19 protein-coding genes are annotated in these 18,922 nt (G+C 71.5%); 9 read left to right on the top strand and 10 right to left on the bottom strand.

The window, feature by feature from the left end; translation table 11 throughout:
- The first annotated feature begins 330 nt into the window (after positions 1–330).
- The 5 genes from QE410_RS15875 to QE410_RS15855 are packed head-to-tail and all read left to right on the top strand — an operon-like array spanning position 331 to position 3,626.
- On the top strand, positions 331–804 hold the full coding sequence (locus QE410_RS15875) for an Asp23/Gls24 family envelope stress response protein (protein ID WP_058233602.1): 474 nt from the start codon (positions 331–333) through the stop codon (positions 802–804).
- Positions 801–989 carry a DUF2273 domain-containing protein gene (locus QE410_RS15870; protein WP_243502156.1) on the top strand — a complete coding sequence of 63 codons (189 nt, stop codon included), beginning with the start codon at positions 801–803 and terminating at the stop codon, positions 987–989. Before QE410_RS15875 ends, QE410_RS15870 begins: the two co-directional genes overlap by 4 nt.
- Positions 986–1,954, top strand: a complete 969-nt coding sequence (locus QE410_RS15865; protein WP_307333776.1) for a DUF6286 domain-containing protein — start codon at positions 986–988, stop codon at positions 1,952–1,954. Before QE410_RS15870 ends, QE410_RS15865 begins: the two co-directional genes overlap by 4 nt.
- The gene (locus tag QE410_RS15860; RefSeq protein ID WP_307333774.1) at positions 1,954–2,541 is read left to right on the top strand and encodes a hypothetical protein; all 588 of its coding nucleotides are present in this window, start codon (positions 1,954–1,956) and stop codon (positions 2,539–2,541) included. Before QE410_RS15865 ends, QE410_RS15860 begins: the two co-directional genes overlap by 1 nt.
- A gap of 20 nt (positions 2,542–2,561) precedes the next feature.
- On the top strand, positions 2,562–3,626 hold the full coding sequence (locus QE410_RS15855; protein ID WP_307333771.1) for an Asp23/Gls24 family envelope stress response protein: 1,065 nt from the start codon (positions 2,562–2,564) through the stop codon (positions 3,624–3,626).
- Between the two features lie 356 nt (positions 3,627–3,982).
- On the opposite strand, the gene QE410_RS15850 is transcribed toward QE410_RS15855, so the two are convergent.
- The 4 genes from QE410_RS15850 to QE410_RS15835 all read right to left on the bottom strand — a co-directional run bounded on the left by QE410_RS15850 (position 3,983) and on the right by QE410_RS15835 (position 8,050).
- Positions 3,983–5,347 (bottom strand): ABC transporter substrate-binding protein, encoded by a 1,365-nt coding sequence (locus tag QE410_RS15850; protein ID WP_307333769.1) that lies wholly within the window; start codon positions 5,345–5,347, stop codon positions 3,983–3,985.
- Positions 5,348–5,375: 28 nt separating this feature from the next.
- Complete coding sequence (locus tag QE410_RS15845) at positions 5,376–6,311, bottom strand: carbohydrate ABC transporter permease (RefSeq protein WP_307333768.1); 936 nt, start codon at positions 6,309–6,311, stop codon at positions 5,376–5,378.
- Positions 6,311–7,183 carry a carbohydrate ABC transporter permease gene (locus QE410_RS15840; protein WP_307334582.1) on the bottom strand — a complete coding sequence of 291 codons (873 nt, stop codon included), beginning with the start codon at positions 7,181–7,183 and terminating at the stop codon, positions 6,311–6,313. Before QE410_RS15840 ends, QE410_RS15845 begins: the two co-directional genes overlap by 1 nt.
- A 381-nt stretch (positions 7,184–7,564) precedes the next feature.
- A complete protein-coding gene (locus QE410_RS15835) occupies positions 7,565–8,050 on the bottom strand; it encodes a DUF1990 family protein (protein WP_307333766.1) in 486 nt (161 codons plus the stop codon).
- Positions 8,051–8,337: 287 nt separating this feature from the next.
- On the opposite strand from QE410_RS15835, the gene glp reads away from it, so the two are divergent.
- From glp to QE410_RS15820, 3 genes are read left to right on the top strand one after another with little or no spacing between them, the layout of a single operon-like run.
- Complete coding sequence (gene glp, locus QE410_RS15830; protein ID WP_307333764.1) at positions 8,338–9,525, top strand: gephyrin-like molybdotransferase Glp; 1,188 nt, start codon at positions 8,338–8,340, stop codon at positions 9,523–9,525.
- Entirely contained in the window at positions 9,519–10,349 is an 831-nt protein-coding gene (locus QE410_RS15825; protein ID WP_307333762.1) for an NTP transferase domain-containing protein, read from the top strand. The genes glp and QE410_RS15825 overlap by 7 nt, the downstream gene beginning before the upstream one ends.
- Positions 10,350–10,355: 6 nt before the next feature.
- Complete coding sequence (locus QE410_RS15820) at positions 10,356–10,769, top strand: YkvA family protein (protein ID WP_307333760.1); 414 nt, start codon at positions 10,356–10,358, stop codon at positions 10,767–10,769.
- A 42-nt stretch (positions 10,770–10,811) separates the two neighbouring features.
- On the opposite strand, the gene QE410_RS15815 is transcribed toward QE410_RS15820, so the two are convergent.
- From QE410_RS15815 to QE410_RS15805, 3 genes are read right to left on the bottom strand one after another with little or no spacing between them, the layout of a single operon-like run.
- Positions 10,812–11,210, bottom strand: a complete 399-nt coding sequence (locus QE410_RS15815) for a type II toxin-antitoxin system VapC family toxin (RefSeq protein WP_251538697.1) — start codon at positions 11,208–11,210, stop codon at positions 10,812–10,814.
- Positions 11,207–11,458, bottom strand: coding sequence for a type II toxin-antitoxin system Phd/YefM family antitoxin (locus QE410_RS15810; protein WP_058230591.1), 252 nt, complete (start codon positions 11,456–11,458; stop codon positions 11,207–11,209). Before QE410_RS15810 ends, QE410_RS15815 begins: the two co-directional genes overlap by 4 nt.
- Before the next feature lie 36 nt (positions 11,459–11,494).
- Positions 11,495–12,670 (bottom strand): citrate synthase, encoded by a 1,176-nt coding sequence (locus tag QE410_RS15805; RefSeq protein WP_307333757.1) that lies wholly within the window; start codon positions 12,668–12,670, stop codon positions 11,495–11,497.
- Between the two features lie 52 nt (positions 12,671–12,722).
- Between QE410_RS15805 and QE410_RS15800 the strand changes: the two genes are divergently transcribed.
- Entirely contained in the window at positions 12,723–13,820 is a 1,098-nt protein-coding gene (locus tag QE410_RS15800) for a citrate synthase (protein WP_307333755.1), read from the top strand.
- Between the two features lie 43 nt (positions 13,821–13,863).
- Here the strand turns inward: QE410_RS15800 and QE410_RS15795 are convergent, their stop codons facing one another.
- The 3 genes from QE410_RS15795 to QE410_RS15785 form a co-directional block, all read right to left on the bottom strand.
- A complete protein-coding gene (locus QE410_RS15795) occupies positions 13,864–14,901 on the bottom strand; it encodes a Fic family protein (protein WP_307333753.1) in 1,038 nt (345 codons plus the stop codon).
- Between the two features lie 318 nt (positions 14,902–15,219).
- Positions 15,220–18,177, bottom strand: coding sequence for a glycoside hydrolase family 2 TIM barrel-domain containing protein (locus QE410_RS15790; protein WP_307333751.1), 2,958 nt, complete (start codon positions 18,175–18,177; stop codon positions 15,220–15,222).
- Positions 18,174–18,920: a glucosamine-6-phosphate deaminase gene (locus QE410_RS15785; RefSeq protein WP_307333749.1), complete on the bottom strand. Its 747-nt coding sequence runs from the start codon at positions 18,918–18,920 to the stop codon at positions 18,174–18,176. The genes QE410_RS15790 and QE410_RS15785 overlap by 4 nt, the downstream gene beginning before the upstream one ends.
- Positions 18,921–18,922: the final 2 nt, after the last annotated feature.

Genomic DNA, 18,922 nt, shown 5'->3' with positions numbered 1-18,922 from the left:
GGGGATCGGGTCGGCGGCATCAGTGCGCCGACATGGGGTCGGCGGGATGGGGTCGTGGCGGAGGGAGGGGATTCGGCGACGGGAGGATGGCCCGGCCGCGTGGCATCCTCCGTTCCCGGGTCTCCTCCCGCGGCGGCGAATCGTTCCGGCGCGGGAGCGCGACTACGCGTCGGCTTCCTCGGGAATCGGCACGACCCATTCGTGCGAATACAGATCTCGCGAACTTTTTCAAGTCCGGCGTGACGTTCACCTCGTTCGGTACGTCTTAGTCATGTAGGTCGCAACACCTACCCCGGAGCATCCGGGTCACGAACTCTGAAAGGCATCGACATGGCTGAGAACACCACCCCCGCCGCCCAGAACGTCCCCCAGGCGGCATCGCGCGTGAACCGTCCCCTGGGCGCCCGCGGTGCGGAGGCCCAGACCGAGGGCAAGACCACGATCGCCGAGGGCGTCGTCGCCAAGGTCGCCGGTATCGCGGCTCGCGAGGTCGCCGGTGTGTACGCGCTCGGCGGCGGCGGAGCCCGCGCGCTCGGTGCGATCCGTGACGCCATCAACGCCACCGACCTGACGCAGGGTGTCAAGGTCGAGGTCGGCGAGACTCAGGCAGCGGCCGACATCACCGTCGTCGTCGAGTACGGCGCCCCCATCCAGGAGGTCGCCGACCAGGTGCGCGCCCGCGTCGCCGGTGCCATCAACCGTCTCGTCGGTCTCGAGGTCGTCGAGGTCAACGTCGATGTGAACGACGTCCACATCCCGGGTGACGACAACAACGACGACAGCAACGAAAAGCGCGTCCAGTGAGCGCCACGACGAAGGGCGCCCTGGTCGGTCTCGTTCTGGCCCTCAGCGCCCTGATCTTCGGATTCTGGGGCTTCGTGCTCGTGGCCCTGTTCATGGCGATCGGCGTGGTCGTCGCCCGCATCACGGCGGGTGAGCTCGACTTCGGCAACATCGTCAACGCCTTCAAGGGTCGGAGCACATCGTGACCACCGTCACCGCTTCGCCCGGGGTCGGCAGCCGTACGGTTGCCGGCCCCGGCCTCCCCGCCGGTCGGGTGAACATCGCGGACCGTGTGCTGCAGAAGACGGCGGAGCGGGCTGCGGCCGAGGTGATCGGGGTGGATGCCACGAGCGTGCACGTCGAGATCGTCTCGGCCCGTGACACCGCCGCCGTGCGCGTGACCACGCCGTTCCCCGTACCGCGCCTCGACGACACCGAGGCCGTGCGCGCCGCGACGCCCGTGCTGGAGGCCGCCCGGGTGGCTCAGGGGGGAACTGAAGTCGCGGTTGACCCGCTTGTTCGGTCGAGAGATCTCGCGGGTGGATCTGACCATTTCGGGCGCGAGCGCCCCTCAGCGAAAGCGAGTGCTGTGATGACTGACGCCGTGCTGCGCACCGTGGTGCGTCGCGAGACCCATTCGCCGCGCACCGTGGCGATGCTCGTCGTGGTCGTGCTGCTGCTTCTCGCCCTGGCGTACGCCGCGGTGGAGATCATCCTGAACCTCACCGGTGCGCAGCCGCTGCTGGTCGCCCCCGGCGAGGCCTTGCAGGCCGTCGTGGCCGCGCCCACGGCCCTTCAGCCGGCGGCGTTCATCGTCGGCGGTGTGGTCCTCGCGATCCTCGGCCTCATCGTGCTGGTCCTGGCCCTCAAGCCGGGGCGCCTGTCGAAGCACGAGATGGCCTGGGGCGAGCGTGCCGTCGTCGTCGACAACGGTGTGGTGGCATCCGCTCTCGCCACCCACCTCAGCAACGAATCCGGCATCGCCCGCGACGACATCGTGGTGGGTGTCGCCCACCGCTCGGTCGATGTGACCGTGCGTCCCCCGGTCGGCATCCCCGTCGACGAGGCGCAGCTGCGTCGCATCGTCGACGAGGAGATCGCCGAGTACAAGCTGACGCCCGCCGTCCGCACGCACGTGCGCGTCGAGCGCCCTGACACCAAGGAGTCCTGATGAATGCGACGCGTCGCGGTCTGAACCGCTTCGTCCTCTTCCTCGTCGCCGTCGTGCTGCTGGGCCTTGCGGCGCTGGCACTGCTGGTCGGGCTCGTCCCCGGCGGCACCGACACCTGGACCACCGTCATGGGTGGCTTCCAGGGTTGGCTCGTCTCGCTGGGCCGGGAGTCGGCCGGCTGGGGTGCGGTCGCCGCAATCGTGGTGATCGCGGTCATCCTCATCGTCATCGCCGCCTCCGCCGTGCGCGGTCGCCGCCAGGCGGCGCTGCAGTCCACCGGCAGCGCGAACGCCGAAGGCCGCATCACCGTCACCGATGGCTTCGCCTCCGAGGCGTTGAAGAACGCCCTCGCCGAGCGCGACGAGATCCTCTCCTCCCGCATCACCGCCGGCGAGGTGGGCCGCGAGTCGGTGCTGCATGTCGCCGTCACTCCACGGCAGAACACCTCCCCCCGCGAGGTCGCCGCGCACGTCGACACCCTCGTCACCAACCTCGCCGCCATCACCGGCCAGAACCTGCGCGCCTACATCTCCATCCACAGCGGCTTGCGTGCCAAACTCGCGCGCGAGAACACCCGCGTGCACTGACACCCCCACGAGGAGACGTCATGACCACCATCGATGCCACCATCGAGCCGCCCGATCTCGACGCCGCGGCGACCCTCGCCGCGACCGCGGCGGGGTCGGTTCCGGGCGTGCACGCGCTCGGCAGCCTGCTCGGTCGCGCCTCGGACGCCGTCCGGGAGCGCGTGGGACTCGCGAGCACCGCACCCGGCGTGAAGATCGACACCGACCGCGCCGACTCGGTCACCGCGACCGTCTCGCTCGTCGTGGACTACCCGCACAAGCTGCACGAGGTGTCCGACGCCGTACGGGCCGCGGTGCGGTCGGCTCTCGAGCCGCTCGGGCGCGGGACGATCGACGTCAACGTCGTCGTGACCGGGGTCTTCGGACCGTTCGACCGCGACGTCGTCGCCGAGGCCGAGCAGAGGGCGGATGCCGTGGCGGCGCGCGCGGCGGAGGTCGCCGACGACGTCAAGGACCGGGCGAAGGACGCCGCCGACCGCGCCTCGGTGGTTGCCGCCGACGTCAAGGACCGGGCGGATGCCGCCGCGCTCCGCGCTCGCGAAGCGGCTGGTGACGTGAAGGATCGGACGGATGCCGCCGTGGCTCGGGCCTCCGAGACGGTCGACGACCTGAAGGCCCGCGCGTCGGTCGCCGTGGATGACGCGGTGGCCCGGTCGAAGGACCTCGCCGCCAGCGCGTCGGAGACCGTGGACGTCGCCGTGTCGAAGACGAAGGATGTCGCCGTGGGAGCTGCAGCCGCCGTCGAACAGACCGTGCAGGCCGCCCGGGAGCGCGTGGCCGCCGCCGACGCCGAGGCGGACATCGCCGCCGCAGACCGCGTGACCGAAGGCCTCGAACCCTCGCGTCCCGCCGATGAAGTGACCGTCCGTGACACGGCCGCCGGCGCGACCACCCCTGACGCCATCGCCGCTGACGCGACGACCGACGCCGACGATCGCGGCGACGTGAGCGACGTCGTGGCCGAAGCGCTGGAGGACGCCGCGATCGACATCGCGATCGCCGCCGACGAGGTGCGCCCCGGCGACAAGACCCCGGCCACCGACAGCGTGCAGTCGGTGGTGGAGGACGAGCGTCCTCCCTCCTGATACGGCACTGACCTGAGGCTTCGACTCCCCACACCTTGGATGTCCCGGCTACCGGTGAGAAGGCCCCGCTTCGGCGGGGCCTTCGGTTTTGCGTCGCCATGTCGCAGGTCGCTGCTGCGTCTGCCGTCCGGCGGGACCGTGTCCGGCGTCACAGCCGTTCGGCCCCGGTCCCCGTCGCAGCGGCGCCCGCTGCGCGTGCCCAACTCCTGCAGAACGATCGAACTGCCGTGGATCGCGCGTCGATCGCCGAGTTCCTCCTGAGTCATGCACGGCGCAGCCCAGCTACACCGACGCCCGGCGGGCCGGCGCCCCGGGCCCGGCCGGCGCCCCGGCCCGAGACCGGGACGCCCGCCCGCTCAGCCCGCCGTCGCGTTGTCGTAGGCGCGCTGCGCGGCGGCCTGTGCGTCAGCGAGCGCCTGCTCGGTCGTCTTGTCGCCGAGCAGCGCCGCGGTGATGGCGTTGTTCAGTTCGTTCTGGATGTCCTGCCCGGCGGGCGACGAGCCGAACGACTTCCCGTTCTCGACGACCTCGTAGTACGTCGAGATCACCTGGTCGAAGCCCGCGTCGCCGGTCGGCACGACGAACTGTTCGCGGATCATCTCGTCGGCCTCGGGTGAGCCGGTGAACAGGCCCGTGTTGAGCCCGCCCTTGCTCTCGATGGTCGACGCGCGTGCCGCGCCCGCGGCCATCCAGGCATCCGTCGAGGTCAGCTCCGTCATCCAGGCGCAGGCCGCGGCGGGGTTCTTCGCCCCCGCGGGGATCACGAACGCGGTGCCCGAGGCGAGCGAGAACGGCTGCCCCTCGGCATCCCGGAACGGAACCGCCTGCAGCGAGATCCGGTCGCGGTAGGCGCCGAGCACGTTGGGGTACCACTGGTTCGCGACCTGCGCGCCGACCTGGTTCTGCACGAACTGGTTGGCGTCGCCGAAGGTGTCGAACGAATCCGTGAAGCTCTTCACCGCGGCGTAGCCGCCCTGCGCGTCGGTGATCTGCTTGAGCGCCTCGATGCCCGCGGCGTTCGCCGGGTCGTCGAGCGTCGGCTTACCGGTGTCGTCGGTGAGCTGTCCGCCCATGCCGAGCACCCAGAGTCCGCCCTGTCCGGTGGCGACGGGGTCGAAACCGAGCCGGGTGGGGTTGCTCCCCGAGGCCTGGTAGATCTTCCCGATCGCGGCGAGCAGGCCGTCCATGTCCGACGTGTCGAACTCCTCGGGCGTGACGCCCGCCTCGTTCAGCACGTTCATGTTCAGCAGGATCGCCGGCGGCTGGTAGAACTGCGACACCGCGTACACGGCATCCTCGTAGGTGACGTCGTCGACGACGTTCTGGTACCAGCGTTCGGTCGGATTCACGCTCTTCGCCTTGAAGCATGCGTCGAGCGGCATGAGCAGTCCCTGTGCGGCATACGTCGTGACGTAGCGGCGGTCCATCTGCACGACGTCGGGAACGTCGCCGCTCGCAATGCGGGTGGTGAACTTCTGGGCGTCGAAGGCCGTGGCATCCAGGGTCACCTCGACGTCGGCGAGCTGCTCGGCCGCGTGATCGAGACGGGACTGGCCGACGTCGTCGGCGTTCTCGAAGCCCCACGCGGCGAGGGTGCCGGTCGGCGCGGCGGAGAAGTCGACGTCGGCGGCCTGCTCTTCTGCGCCGCCGCCGCCGCACGCGGTGAGGAGGAGAGCGGATGCCGCGACCGCGGCGACACCGGCGAGGGAGCGTTTGCGCATGATGGGGTCCTTTCGAAACGGGGGGATTTCAGCCCTTGCGGCCTTGGGTGGCGACGCCTTCGACGAAGTACCGCTGGCCGAACGCGAAGATGATGAGCATCGGGAGGGTGACCAGCAGCGAGGCGACCATGACGTACTGGTAGTCGCCCTGCCCGCCCGCGCTGGGGCTGTACTTCGTCATCGCGTAGGCGATGCCGAGCGGGGCGGTGAATTCGTCGACGCTGCCCGCGTTCAGGTAGATGAGCGCCGCCTGCAGGTTGTTCCAGCTGGCCTGGAACTCGAACAGGAACACGATGATGAACGACGGGATCGACAACGGCATCGCGATGCGCCAGAACAGGCCCCACGCGCTGCAGCCGTCGAGACGCGCCGCCTCGAACAGTTCGCGCGGGACGCCGAGGAAGAACTGTCGCTGCAAGAAGACGTAGAAGGCGCTGCCGAAGAGGTTCATGCCCCACAGCGGCACCCACGTGCCGAGGAGCCCCGTCTCTTTCCAGATCAGGTAGATCGGGATCATCGTCACCGCGCCCGGCAGCATCATCGTCGCCAGTACCAGGCCGAAGAGGAATCCGCGGCCGGGGAAACGGAAGTACGCGAACCCGAACGCGACGATCGAGCTCATCACGGCGACGGTGGTCGCGGCGAGCAGGGCGATCGCGACGCTGTTGAACATCCAGTTCAGCAGCGGCAGCTGGTTCCACACCTCGGCGTAGTTGCCGGGGGTGAACGTCTTCGGGATGAGGGCGTTGTCGAACACCTCGCCGCGCGGCTTGAGGCTCGCCGCGAGCAGCCACGCGAAGGGGTAGAGGAACAGCAGCGCGAACAGCACCAGCACCGCAGCGAGGATGACGCGGCCGGCGAGCGTCTTCGGCTGGCTGAGCGCGCGGCGCCAGCGTCTGCGCGGCGGGACGACCAGCTCGGGGCGCGCCTGCGCCACCCCGGGGGTCTGGAGGGTGGTGGCCATCAGCGGTCCCCCTCGTAGTAGACGAAGCGGTTGCCGAGCCGCACCTGCACGAGCGTGATGAGCAGGATGATCACGAACAGCAGCCACGCCATCGCCGCGGCGAAGCCGAAGTTGAACTGCCGGAACGCCTGCTGGAACAGATAGATGGCGTAGAAGAGAGAGGCCTCGGGCGAGGCGTTGCTCTGGTCGCGCCAGAACAGCAGGTAGGCCTGGTCGAACACCTGGAAGGCCGCGATCGTCAGCACGATGACGTTGAAGAACATGGCGCCCGAGATCATCGGCAGCGTGATCGAGAAGAACCGGCGGATGGGACCCGCGCCGTCGATCTGCGCGACCTCGTACAGGTCGACCGGCACGTTCTTGATCGCCGCGAGGAAGATCACCATCGTGCCGCTGACGGTCCACAGCGCCATGATCACGATGCTCGGCTTGACCCAGGCCGGGTCGACGAGCCATTGCGGACCCTGGATGCCGATGGCCCCGAGCGCCTGATTGATCGCACCCGAGTTGCCGTTGAGCAGCAGGAAGAACACCGCCGCTGTCGCCACGGCCGGGGTCATCTTCGGCAGGTAATACAGCGTCCGGAAGACGCCCGCGCCCCGGCCGACGCGGCTGAGCAGCAGCGCGAGGAACAGCGCGAAGGCGATCTCGAGCGGCACCGCCATCACGGCGTAGAACAGGGTGTTGCCGAGCGACACCGCCACGCGCGGGTCTTCGAACAGCTGCGCGTAGTTGCTCGCACCGACCGGGCGCGCGGCGCCGGTGGCGAGGTTGTAGCTCGAGAACGAGATGACGAGGCTGTAGATCATCGCCCCGGCCGTGAAGATCAGGAACCCGAGGATCCACGGCGAGATGAACAGGTAGCCCGCGATCGCTTCGCGGCGGTTGTACTTGACCTTCTGGCGGGGAGGGCGGCGGTGCTTCCGGGGAGAGGCGGCGGTGTCGGCGTCGACGTCAGAGGGGGGCGAGAGGGTCACCGGTGGGGCCGGTCGGGGGCGGCGTCGTCGTGGTTCATGGCGGTCTCCTCTCGCGAGCGCCCTCGACACCGAGAAGCGCTTCGCCAGGGTCGAGAAGTGCTCCGAGAAGGTCCAGGGCATTGCCAAAGCGGTCGGGGAGTGGGATAAGCGGGTCGCGCCGGGTCGGGGGCAACGGGTCGCCGCGTGGGCGAGATGTCGCGCTGTGCCGTGGCCCGGGAGGCGGCAGCCCGCGGGGCTGCGACGGGTCGCCGCGGCACGCCCGCGCGCGCGGCGGGGTCAGAGCGCGCGCAGGTACCGTCGCGTCATCCACGCCTGCACGAGGCGGCCGAGCGGGGCGCCGACACGCGTGAACCAGCGTCCGGGCCTCGAGAACGCGGCGATCTCGAACACGACCTCACCCGACGGGCGCAGGGTCAGCGTGAACCGCTCCTCTCCGCGCTCGGGATGACCCGGCAGTGTGCCGTAGGCGAAACCCGCCGAGGTCGCCGTGCGCTGCGTCCACACCACGAGGCACGGGATGCGGAAGCTCAGGACGCCGAGCCCCAGGCGCATCGTCACCCGGGTGCCGACGCGGAACGGCGTCTCGGATGCTTCGACCCGCGCGCCCGCCCGGCGCTGCGCCTCGCCCGCGAGCAGCCGATCGGCGGCGCGCTCAAAGTCGTCGCGGCCGCGTCCGACCACCCGGCGCGCCCGCACGTGGTGGTAACCGGCCGGCATCTCGCCGGCGGTCGCGCCGACCTCGTCGTAGGTCAGCTCGTCCATGGGGCCACGGTAGCCGGGACCCGGCGGGGGCGGGTGCGGAGGGGCGGCGTCGGGCGGGATGAGGGGAGGAGATGTGGCGAAGGGAGGGCGTGGGAGCGCTCACGAATCCTCCGCTCGTCCCACATCCTCCCGCCATCACGCCTGAAGCCGCGCTCATGCCGGTCCCTGCCCCTCGCTCTTGCCGCGCCCCCGCCACTCCCCCCTGACCCACTCGGAACATCCGCGGGCGATGTCGGTGCCCCGGCCTACGCTGGAGCCATGCACGCCACCCCCGCCCGGAGCACCGCGTGATCGGCGTCGCCGACCACCTCGCCGCGGTTCTCGACGCCGTCGTGCCGTTCGCCGCCGAGCAGCGCGACGTCGCCGCGGCACGCGGGCGGGTGCTGCGGCATCCGGTGTTCGCGGGAGTCGATGTGCCGGCCTTCGACTGTTCCGCCATGGACGGCTTCGCGGTGCGCGACCTCACCGCGCCCGCCACCCTGCGCGTGATCGCCGACCTGCCCGCCGGCACCGATCTCGACCCGCGCATGGATGCCGGTGATGCCGCACGCATCATGACCGGGGCGCCCGTGCCGACCGATGCCACCGCGGTCGTGCCCTTCGAAGACACCGAACGGGGTCTCGCCGGCGGTCTCGATCCGGTCTCGGTCCTCGCCGCGCCGCGCGGGCCCGGCGCGCACATCCGCCGTCGCGGCTCCGACGTGCGCGCGGGCAAGCTCGTCGTCGACGCCGGCGGCCGGCTGACCGCGATGAGGATCGGCGCGATCGCGGCATCCGGCATCGGCACCGTCTCGGTCTCGCGCGCCCCCCGGATCACCGTCGTCTCGACCGGCTCCGAACTCGTCGCTCCGGGCTCCGGGCTGCGGCGCGGCCAGATCCCCGAGTCGAACAGCGTGCTGCTGGCGGGACTCGCCGAAGAGGCCGGGGCCGAGGTCGTGCTGCGCACGAGCGTCGGCGACGACGGTGACGGCCCGCGCCAGGCGATCGCCGCCGCCGAAGCGGCGGGCGCCGACGTCGTCGTGTTCTCGGGCGGCGTCAGCGCGGGGGCGTACGAGGTCGTCAAGAACACGCTCGGCGACGTCATGCGCTTCGACCGCGTGTGCATGCAGCCGGGCAAGCCGCAGGGTTTCGGCCGCACGGCCGGTGGCATCCTGCTCTTCGGCCTCCCCGGCAACCCCGTGAGCGCCGCCGTGTCTTTCGAGCTCTTCGTGCGGCCGGCACTGCGCGCCCTCGAGGGCGACGCCGACCTGGGCCGCGAGACGATGCGCGTCGCGCTCGCCGCCGGTCGTCGCGCGCGGCCCGACAGGGTGCAGTACGTGCCGGTGCACCTCGACCGCAGCGATCCCGCCCGCTGGACCGCCACGCCGACCGCGCACGGCACGCGCGGGTTGGGCGAGGCCGACGGGCTCGCCGTCATCCCGCCGGGCGAGCACGACCTCGTCGAGGGCGATGAAGTCACGGTGACCCGGTGGTGAGCGTCGACGCGATCCTGCTGGCCGGGGGCCGCGGGACGCGCGTCGGCGGCGCGATCAAGCCGCTGTTCGAGGTGAACGGGTCGACGCTGCTGGCGTCCGCGGTCGGCGCGGTGCGGGCGGGCGGCGCGGAGCGCGTCGTCGTCGCGGCGCCCGTGCTCGCCGAGGGACTCGACGTGCGGTGGGTTCGCGAAGACCCGCCCTTCGGCGGGCCGGTCGCCGCCATCGTCGCCGCTCTCGACGACGTGGATGCCGACGAGGTCTACCTCGTCGCCTGCGACCTGCCGACCGTCGACGCGGCGGTGGCGCTGCTGTCCGACCCGCTCCCGGCCGATGCCGACGGCGCGTGCCTCGCCGACGGCCGGCCGCAGTGGCTCATCGGCCGCTACCGCACCGCGGCGCTGCGGGCAGCGGCATCCACCCTTCCCGACCGCGGGCGCGACGCGTCGATGCGGGCCCTGCTCGGTCGGCTGACCGTGCTGCCCGTGGCGGTCGACCCCGGGCTGACGCACGACATCGACACGTGGGACGATCTGCGGAGAGCCCGAGGAGGAGCCATGACCGAATCCCGCACCCTGCCGCCCGAAGCGCTCAACGAGTGGAGCGCCGCGCTCGCCGAGCGTTTCGGCTTGGCCGATGGCGACATCCCCATCTCGCTGGTGCTCGACCTCGCACGCGACGTCGCGAACGGTGTGGCGCGCCCCGCGGCCCCGCTCAGCGCGTTCGTTGCGGGACTCGTCGCCGGTCGGGCGGGCGGTTCACCCGCCGACACCGAGGCCGCGGTCGCCGCGGTGGTCGAGATGGCCCGCGGGTGGCAGAACCGCTGATCACCCGTGCCTGAGTGGCTCGTCGTCGTCGCCTGCGTATTGGCCGGTGTCGCCGCGCTGTGGGTCGCGCTGATCGCGGTGCTGTGGTGGCAGCAGCGACGAGCGGGTGCCTCGGTGAACTGGCGGGACCTGCTGCGGCTCGCACCCGATGTGGTGCGCCTGATCCGGCGGTTGGTGGTCGACCCGACAGTGCCGAGGGGGACCCGGTGGTGGCTCGCGGGCCTCCTCGTCTACCTGCTCTCGCCGATCGACATCGTCCCCGACTTCCTGCCCGTCATCGGATACGCCGATGACGCCATCGTCGTCGCCGTCGCGCTGCGCTTCGCCATCCGGCATGCCGGGATGCCAGCGATCGAGCGACACTGGCCGGGGACGCCGGAAGGACTGCGGAGCGTGCTGACGCTGGTCGGGGTCTCTTGACCCGGTCCGCTCACCGTGTGCGGTTGCCCACCCGTGCGCCGGTCAGCTCGGTGCCCCGATCACGTCGATCGCGAGCCCGGGCGCCGCGGCCTCCAGGCGAGAGTCGTTCGTCCAGAACGCCGTGCACCCGGTCCGTCGGGCGACGGCCAGATGCAGGGCGTCCGCGGTCTGCAGGCCTCGATAGCGTGCACGCAGCATCGCCGCGTCGAGGAACGTGTCGGGCTCGACCGGCAGCAGTTCGAAAGCATCGAACGCACTCCACATGGTCAGCTGCGCCTGCGCGTCGCCGTCTCTCATCGGTCTCACCAGCGACTCGAGCATGACGAGCGGGCTCAGAGCGAGCGGGAGCTCCGCCGACGAGAGCACCGCGCGCGCCCTCTCGCCGAGGGCGTCGTCACGCTCGACCGCGTAGATGATGAGGCAACTGTCGACATAGATCACGCCCCGGCGGCTCGATTCTCGGCGACGATCGCGTCGATGTCCTCGACGGGTCGCGCGCGTTCGGGCGTGAGCGGGTGCTCACGCAGCCAGGCTGCGAACGCGTTTCGCGGTCGCTCCGGTGCGTAATCCATCGGAACGATACGTGCCACCGGCACACCGCGCCGGGCGATGGTGACCTCGATCCCCGACTCGACGTCGGCGATCAGCTTCGACAGGTTGTTCCTCGCCTCGAGGACGTTGTACATCATGGCGGCATCCTAGCCATCGACCTGGCTAGGAGGTGACTACCGTCCCACGTATTCACCCCGGGGTCGAAGTCGCATCGCCGGCTCCTCGTACTCCGCGGCGATGTGCGCGATCCACCCGGCGATGCGGCCCACGCCGAAGATCGTGCTCGCCGCGTCATCCGGCAGACGAGCTCCGGATGCCAACGCCGCCAGCGCGAGGTCGACGTTGGGCCGTAGCCGGGTGCGGCCCGCCACCACGTCGGCGAGGCGGTGCACGGCATCCATCGTCCCCTTCCCATCGGGGAGATCCGCGAGAAGCGGGAAGAGCGCGTCGGCCCGATCGTCGACGCCCGCGTAGAGCGGGTGCCCGAAGCCCGGGATGCCGTTTCCGTCCTGCAGCGCTTCGGCCAGAGCCCGCTCGGGTTCGAGACCCCGGCGCACGCGGATGAGCAGGCGGGCGGTGCGCGTCGCGGCGGAGATGTGCAGGGGGGAGTCGGCAGCGCCCAGGGCGGCGCTGACAGCGGCGTAGCCGTCGGCGCGGGCGGAGGCGGCGACACGAGCGGCGAACGTCGACACGGCGAGATCGTGATCGATGAGCAGGACGAGGGCGGCGTTGACGGCGGCGTCCGCCGATGCCGACGTGCCCCAGGCGCTGGTCAGCGACCGCGCGATGTCGGGGTGCGGGTCGCCGCCCAGGGCGACGGGAAGGCCCGTGAGCAGCGTCCACCCGATGCGGTGCAGAGTGGCGGGTGACGGGTCCTGCCGCAGGGGGTCGTCGGCGGCCAACCCGGTGAGGGCCGCACGCAGGCGGTCCATGGCCCCCGCGTGCGGAGGCAGGGCGGCCACCATCTCGCGCGCGCTGCCGATGGCCGGGTCGGGCGCATCGGTGCGCTCGGCATCCCACAGCCACGCGACGACCTCGGCGAACGGACGGTCGATCATGTCGCGCGCCCGGCGGCCGCGGTACAGCAGCTCGTCGTCTTCGATGTCGGCGATGTCGGTCTGCACGACGGCCAGCGGCATCCCGGTGGTGGGGTGGGCGGGAGCGCGTGTCGCCGTGCGCCGGCGGCTCGCCGCGAACGCCTCGACTTCGAGCGCGTCGAACGTCGAGCCGTTCGCGTGGCGTTCGCGGGTGAGCAACCCGCGCGAGACGTAGGCGTACACGGTCTCGGGTTTGACGCCGAGGCGGGCGGCGACCTGTGCGGCCGAAAGGCGGGGAAGAGGCGCGGTCATCTTGATCCGATCAACGTTGACGCCGTCGTCGTCATGTTTCCACACTGAGCGCATGAACGATCTCATCGATGTGCCCCGCGGCCTCAACGGCGTCGTCGCGGCCGAGACGACCATCAGCGACGTGAACGGCGAGGCCGGCTGGTACCAGTACCGCGGCTGGTCGGCGGTCGAGCTGGCTCGCACCCGTTCGTTCGAAGACGTCTGGCACCTGCTCGTGGTCGGCGGCCTGCCCGATGCCGCGCGCAGCGCGGCCTTCGCGGAGCGCATCGCCGCCGCACAGTCCGACCCGCGGATGCCGGAACTCATCGCCGCGGTCGGGGCGCGCACCGACCAACCGCTCGTGGCCCTGCGCGCGGTGTGGACCCTCGCGGCATCCATGCGCGGCTCGTCGGCGCTCTACGACCTCGATGAGGCGCAGAGGCTCGAGGAGGCGATCCGTTTCGCGGCGGTCACACCGATTGCCCTCGCCGGCGCGGCGGCGACCGGCGGCGGCGTCGTCGCGGACTACCTCGAGGCGGTGACGGGCCGCACCCCGGATGCCGCCCACGTGCACGCGCTGTCGGCCTACCTCATCGCGGCGATGGACCACGGCTTCAACGCCTCGACGTTCACGGCGCGGGTCATCGCGTCGACGGGGGCCGACATGGCATCCTGCCTGACCGGCGCGCTCGGAGCGCTGTCAGGGCCGTTGCACGGCGGAGCCCCGGCGCGCGCCCTCGACAGCCTCGACCGGGCGGGCGACGACCCCGAGGCGTGGATCGCCGGCCAACTGGCGGCGGGGAGACGACTCATGGGGTTCGGGCACGCGGTGTATCGCACGGCCGATCCGCGGTCGGAGCTCCTGCGCGAGGTCGCCCGCGGTCTCGGCGGGTCACGTGTGACGCAGGCGCTGGCGTTCCAGGCCGACGCCGAACGCCAGCTCGCGGAGCGTCGACCGGAGCGGCCGCTGCACGCGAACGTCGAGTTTTACGCCGCCGTCGTGATGGAGCAGTGCGGCGTCCCGCGTGAGATGTTCACGCCGACCTTCGCGCTGGCGCGCACGATCGGCTGGACGGCGCACGTGCTCGAACAGGCGCGCGACGCGAAAATCATCCGCCCCTCGGCGCGGTACGTGGGGCCGGCGTTCGCGGGGGAAGGCGTCGAGGTCTGAGCGCTGGGCAACGAGCCCACGACGCGGGCGTCGTCACGGCGAGTCAGTTGCGCTGACGGCGCCCCGCCCTTGCCGCGAACGCGTCGATGGCGTCCAGGATCTCCTCGCTGCGCCAGAACGGTCCGAGCTTGTGCTCCGCCTTGGAGCGGACGATTCCCGCGTCGACGAGCGCCCTCAGCGGCGGGTACACGTTCGGCTGCGAGACTCCGAGTTCCGCAGCGGCGGTCGCGGAGTCGAGCACAGGTTGGTGCGTGAAAACGTCGAGCAGTCGCCAGGCACTGGAGTCGCGACGGACGGTCAGTCGATCGGCCCACGTGGCGCGGATCTCGTCGATGGCGGAGACGAGTTCACGACTGTTGGCGACGGCGCGAAAGGCTGCGGATGCGAAGGCCCGCACAATCGGGTTCGGGTCTCCCCGGCGGTAGGCGGTCAGCGCGGCGTGGTACCCGTCGACGTCGGCCAGGAGGCCCGCGGACACGGGGATCGCGACGTTCGTCGTGACGCCCCGGTATCGGAGCATCGACTGCGCCAGGGCTCGCCCCGTTCGGCCGTTGCCATCGGTGTACGGGTGGATCGTCTCGAACTGTGCGTGGGCGATCGCGACGGAGGTGAGCGACGGCACATCCCAACGGGCGGCGAAACGAGTGACGTCTTCGACGAGATCCGCGACGCGTTCGTGGTGTGGAGGGACGAACTCGGCGTCGACGGGTGAGTCGCTCCGGGCGCCGATCCACACCTGTTCCGTCCGATATTCGCCGGGGGTGTGCCGTGGCTGCGACTCCATCAACACGCGGTGCATCGACGCGATGCTGTCGGGCGTGATCTGCTCGGCGAGCTCGAGAGCCGCCTGCAGCGAGCGGGTGTTCGCGGTGACCAGCTCAGCGTTCCGTGATCCCTTCGCACCGAGCTCGGCGGAGAAGATCGCACGGGCGGATGCGGTGAGATTCTCGATCTGCGACGAGGACGCGGCCTCCGACCGCAAGAGAACGGGTGCGAAACCGGCGACCCGGCTGCCGAGTTCGGCGTCGAACCGCGTCAGTTCAGCCGCGGCTTCCTCCGCCTCTGCGGCGATGTGGGGCATGAGTACAGGATGCAGGGAGGCGATCGACGGGGGCACGGATGCTTCGTAATCGACACGGGCATAACCCGCGCGCGCAGCGCGGATGCCGACGGCCGCGGCCGGCACCCATCCTCGCGTTTCATGGGCGACGGGCGGCCAGGGAGTGTCCCGCTGCTGGCCTGCTGGGCCAACGTTGGGGGACGCCGTCCGCTCGTTTTCAGCGGCGGCGTCCACAGGTGTCGGCTGCTGTTCAGAACTCATAAGAGGCCGCCCCGTTTTTCTGACTTAGGGCACTATCTCATAAAAACGGGGCCATCGATTATGCGCTCCGCGCCCCGCTTACTCGAACACCACCGTCCACGACACCGCGCGCGGCCACAGGGCGTGGCGGGGCAGCACGTCGGGGCCGCATGCGCGCGAGCCCAGGCCGTGCTGGGAGGAGTCGAGGTACAGCCACAGTCCCTGCGACGGCGGCAGCTCATGCGCGTGCGCGACGCCGGTGCGCTCTTGCGCGGTGTGACGGTCGAGCTGGAAGCCGGGGAGCCCGGTCGAGCCCGAGGCGACGGCGCGCAGGTGCAGCGGGCCGAGGTCGAGGGCGCGAAGACCGGGGCGGTGCCCGGTCTCTTGTGGGCGACCGTAGGCGACGCCGAGCTCGTCGACGGCGGCCTCGAAGCGGCCGACGTACGCGGCCTCGGCGCTGTCGCTGTACGACTCCGCCGGCCCCGTGCCGAACCACCGCGCCCGCTCGTCGGCGAGGGCACCGGGCAGACCGATCCGTGCGCCGACGCGCGGCCACGTGCAATCCCACGGGCCGAACGGGCGGATGTCGGTGTGCAACCGCAGGCCGTCGCCGTCGAGGCGCCACGCGAACGTCGTCTCGATGCCCTGGGCGCTGTGCGCGGCCATCGACCGCACGCGCTTCACGAGCCCCTGCTCGGTGCGCTCCACCGACAGCACGCGGTGCTGCAGGCGGTCGAGGCCGCGCTCGAGCCACCGCACCGACGACGCCGGGGTGCTCTCGTCGCCGCGTCCGTTCGTCAGTGCCGGGTCGGCCGTCTCGTACGAGCCCTGGCCGTCGAGCTGGTCGTTCTCGGTGGGTGCGCGCCACAGCTCCGGCAGCGGCCCCGACACCTCGAGGTCGCGCCAGCGCACGAGGCCGCCGCGGCGGTCGAACACCGCATCGCCCAGCGCGTCGCCGCGCCAACCGCCCACGGCCGCTCGCGCGGCGCGCGGGGGAACGGCGTTCACCTGCGCTTGCGCGCGCGAGACGACGTGCCCCGCTGCACCCCACGCCGGAGCGTCGCGCCACACGGCCTCGAGCGTGATCCAGCGCTCGCCGGTGGCATCCGGGATCCCCGCCGCGGGCAGCTCGATCACCGTCTCGGCACCGGGCGACAGGATCGGCGCAGGGAGCACGCCGTCGGCGACCCGGATGCCGTCGTCTTCGACTCGCCAGCGCAGGTCGAGGTGATCGGTGCAGAGGGAATGCTGCCGGTTGCGTACGCGCCAGCCGCGCCCGCCGACGCGTTCGAGCGTCACCGGGGCCCACACCGCGGCGAGTTCGCCGAGGCCGGGCGAGGGGGTGCCGTCCGAGAGCACGAGGCCGTCCATCAGGTAGACGCCGTCGTGCACCGGCTCGCCGAAGTCGCCGCCGTAGGCGAAGAACTCGGTGCCGTCGGCGGTGCGGGTGCGGATGCCGTGGTCGCGCCACTCCCACACGAACCCGCCGTGCAGGCGGGGGTACTGCTCCACCATCCGCTCGTAGTCGGCGAGCGAGCCGGGGCCGTTTCCCATCGCGTGCGCGAACTCGCACAGCACGAAGGGCTTCGCCCGCTGGCGTGCGCCCTCGGCGGGGCCGATCTCGTGCACGGCCATGGTCTGATCGCCGCACACGGAGGCGATCTCTTCCATCGTGGGGTACATGCGCGAGTACACGTCGGTGTACGCCCCGCCGTAGTCGCCCTCGTAGTGGATGGGGCGAGAGTCGTCGCGCTCGCGGATCCACCCGGCCATCTCGGCGAGGTTGCGACCGGTGCCCGACTCGTTGCCGAGCGACCACATCACCACGCTCGCGTGGTTCTTGTCGCGCTCGACCGTGCGGCGGACGCGGTCGAGGCACGCGTCGCGCCAGGCGGGGTCGTCGGCGGGGTTGCCCGTCCACTCGACGTCCCAGAACCCATGGGTCTCGAGGTCGCATTCCAGCACGACCCAGAAGCCGATCTCGTCGGCCAGTTCCAGCACCCGCGGGTGCGGGGGCTGGTGCGCGGTGCGGATCGCGGTGATGTTGTGCCGCCGCATGAGCTCGAGCTCGCCGCGCACGTAGTCCTCGTCGAACACCCGGCCGCGGTCGGGGTCGGTCTCGTGGCGGTTCACGCCGCGGAAGATGAGGGGGCGGCCGTCGGCGAGCAGCCGGTCGCCGACGATCTCGATGCGGCGGAAGCCGACGCGCAGGCGCACGGTCTCGGCATCCGTCGACACCTCGACGTCGTAGAGGCGGGGCGTCTCGGCCGTCCAGGCGTCGACCGCACCGATCGCGAGCGGGGCCGGGGCCCCCTCCGAGGCCCACGTCTCACGGATGCCGAGCTCCGGCACCGTCACGGTCACGGGCCAGCCGCCGCGGGGGCGCACGTCGAGGGTTCCGACGCCGGTCGCGGGGTCGCGGTCGCCGCGTACGAAGACGTCGTCGAGGCCGTTCAGGGGCCGGCCCTGCAGCGAGACACTGCGGAAGATGCCGGGCAGCCACCACTGGTCCTGGTCTTCGAGGTAGCTCGCCGCCGACCACTGGTGCACGCGCACGGCGAGCACGTTCTCGCCGTCGACAAGGTGGTCGGTCACGTCGAACTCGGTCATGAGCCGACTGCCCGTGAACCAGCCGATCTCGGTGCCGTTCAGCCACACCGTGGCGAGCGACTCGACGCCCTCGAAGCGCAGGAGCGTGCGTCCGCCCGGGCAGAAAGAGGGATGCCAGTCGAAGGTGCGCCGGTGGTCGCCGGTGGGGTTGGCGTCGGGTACGTGCGGGGGGTCGAGCGGGAAGGGGTACCGGATGTTCGTGTACGTGGGGTGCCCGTGCCCGTAGAGGCCCCAGTGCGAGGGCACGGGGATGCGGTCCCACCCCGTGACGTCGGCGTCGACGGCCGCGAACGGGGGCGGTCCGTCGAGGTCGTCGCCCGGGTCGGCGTCGTGCAGAAGAAAGGCCCAGTCGCCGTCGAGGCTCTGGACCGGGGCGTCGGATCGCAGCCAGGCACGCGGGGGGAGGCGGGTGTCGGATCCGGGGGTGGGATCGCCGAGGTGTGTCATCGGTCCTCTCGGAGGGCGTCGGGGTCGGCGACGACGGTGACGTCGGGATGCCGTTGCAGAAAGGAGGCGGGGTTGTCGGCGGTGACGGGGCCGGTCAGGGCTGCGCGCAGGGCGGCCGCCTTCGTGGAGCCGGCGGCCACGAGCACGATCCGCCGGGCCGAGAGGATCGTTGCGACGCCCTGGGTCATCGCGTGGGTCGGCACCAGGGAGAGGTCGCCGCCGAAATGCTCGGCGTTGGCGCGGCGCGTGCTCTCGTCGAGCTCGACCACGCGCGTGCGGGTCTCGGCATCCGAACCCGGCTCGTTGAAGCCGATGTGGCCGTTGCGTCCGATGCCGACGATCTGCACGTCGACGCCGCCGGCTTCGGCGATGGCGCGCTCGTACGCCGCGCCGTCGGCGGCGGTCGAGCCGCTCGGCACGCGGACGTTGTGGGCCGGGATGCCGAGCGGCTCGGCGATCACCGAGCGCACGTACGCCGCGTACGAGCGGGGATCGGATGCGGCGAGCCCGACGTACTCGTCGAGGGCGAGCAGGCGCAGCCCCTCGGTGCGCAGGCCCTCGGCGCGGCGACGGATCAGCGCCGCGTACAGCGCGAGCGGGGAGGAGCCGGTCGCCACCCCGAGCACGCCATCGGACGGGACGGTCGCGACGATCGCGGCGGCGACCTCGCCGATCTCGTCGGCCGCGCAGGAGATCACGCGTGTGGTCGGGGAGACCGGAACCAGGGCGGGAGGAACGATCACGC

The sequence above is a fragment of the Microbacterium sp. SORGH_AS_1204 genome (genome assembly GCF_030818935.1).
Classification (GTDB): Bacteria; Actinomycetota; Actinomycetes; order Actinomycetales; family Microbacteriaceae; genus Microbacterium.
Note: the sequence above shows the minus strand (reverse complement) of the source record. Positions and strands in the feature narration are given on the sequence as shown.

Excerpts from the sequence above, each read along its gene's own strand:
- QE410_RS15875 (WP_058233602.1), top strand. The coding sequence starts at position 331 with ATGGCTGAGAACACCACCCCCGCCGCCCAGAACGTCCCCCAGGCGGCA.
- QE410_RS15845 (WP_307333768.1), bottom strand. The coding sequence starts at position 6,311 with ATGGCCACCACCCTCCAGACCCCCGGGGTGGCGCAGGCGCGCCCCGAG.
- QE410_RS15800 (WP_307333755.1), top strand. The coding sequence starts at position 12,723 with ATGAACGATCTCATCGATGTGCCCCGCGGCCTCAACGGCGTCGTCGCG.
- QE410_RS15855 (WP_307333771.1), top strand. The coding sequence starts at position 2,562 with ATGACCACCATCGATGCCACCATCGAGCCGCCCGATCTCGACGCCGCG.
- QE410_RS15860 (WP_307333774.1), top strand. The coding sequence starts at position 1,954 with ATGAATGCGACGCGTCGCGGTCTGAACCGCTTCGTCCTCTTCCTCGTC.
- QE410_RS15835 (WP_307333766.1), bottom strand. The coding sequence starts at position 8,050 with ATGGACGAGCTGACCTACGACGAGGTCGGCGCGACCGCCGGCGAGATG.
- QE410_RS15790 (WP_307333751.1), bottom strand. The coding sequence starts at position 18,177 with ATGACACACCTCGGCGATCCCACCCCCGGATCCGACACCCGCCTCCCC.
- QE410_RS15810 (WP_058230591.1), bottom strand. The coding sequence starts at position 11,458 with ATGATGTACAACGTCCTCGAGGCGAGGAACAACCTGTCGAAGCTGATC.
- QE410_RS15850 (WP_307333769.1), bottom strand. The coding sequence starts at position 5,347 with ATGCGCAAACGCTCCCTCGCCGGTGTCGCCGCGGTCGCGGCATCCGCT.
- QE410_RS15795 (WP_307333753.1), bottom strand. The coding sequence starts at position 14,901 with ATGCCCCACATCGCCGCAGAGGCGGAGGAAGCCGCGGCTGAACTGACG.
- QE410_RS15805 (WP_307333757.1), bottom strand. The coding sequence starts at position 12,670 with ATGACCGCGCCTCTTCCCCGCCTTTCGGCCGCACAGGTCGCCGCCCGC.